We start from the raw sequence: 1,062 nt of genomic DNA on the forward strand, positions 1-1,062 counted from the left end.
CATATGTATCCTTAAGTTGTTGTACAAATCAATTGCTTGTATGACTTGTTTGTATAAGTTTTGATAGTTTTCAAAGATTTCATGCAGTCCAAATTCTTCTTTCAGGATTCCATTTACTCTTTCAGCTATCGCATTTTCATATGGATCATATTCTTGTGTCATGCTAATTGAAATGTTGTTTTTCTTTAACAAATAGGTATATTCTTTACTGCAATATTGCAAGCCTCTATCAGAATGATGAATGAGCTGGTTTTGTGTTTTTCTATCAACTAAGGCCATTTCTAAAGCTTTTGCTGTAGTTGAGCTCATTAAATTATCTGACAGCTGGTAACCTATTATTTTCTTCGAACAAGCGTCGGTGAGTAAAGGCAGATAATACGTTTTTTCCTTTGTCCGGAGGTAAGTGATATCAGCTACCCAGACTTGTTCAGGTCTGTCAAAGGTTAAATCGCTGATTAAATTTGGATAGCGTTTCATCCAATGTCTTGAGTTTGTTGTTTTATAATATCTTCGAGCTTTTGGAACCTGTAAATATTCTGCTTTTAAAAAGTCTAAAAAATTATCTACCAATTGATATATGATGTTTTATAAAGTCGTTTTGTAGCATTAGATAAAGTTTTTTACCACCTGTTCGGGGTAATTGTTTACGAATATTTACAACTAAACTTCGTAATTGTTCCGGGTTGTACTTAGATGGTTTTATACCGGATTTTCGTTTATAAAATGCCTGTTTTGTGTATCCAAACAGTCCGCATAATTCATAAGTAGCTAATGAACAGCTGGAGCTTATTTCTTCGACTGCTTGGAACCAGACTTTTTTACGATATCTATTTTAAGTTCACGTTCGGCTATTTCGATAAATCGTTTGAATACTTTTAATTCTTCTTCTTTTTTAGCCAATTGAGCTTCCAGCTCCTTTATTCGCTGTTGTTGTGGATCTTTCATGGGACGGCCAAGTGTAAGTTTGTCTTCATAGGTAAATTTACCATATTTTTTTAACCATTTTGATATACAACTATGCCCAAGAATATTGTAGCGTCTTTGAAGTTCTGCCTTGGTGAA

1 pseudogene is annotated in these 1,062 nt (G+C 33.6%); it reads right to left on the bottom strand.

The window, feature by feature from the left end:
- Positions 1-1,062, bottom strand: a pseudogene (locus tag GV828_RS13240) (IS3 family transposase); the annotation flags it as partial.

Origin of the sequence: Flavobacterium ichthyis (genome assembly GCF_009915155.1) — a bacterium.
GTDB classification, from domain to species: domain Bacteria; phylum Bacteroidota; class Bacteroidia; order Flavobacteriales; family Flavobacteriaceae; genus Flavobacterium; species Flavobacterium ichthyis.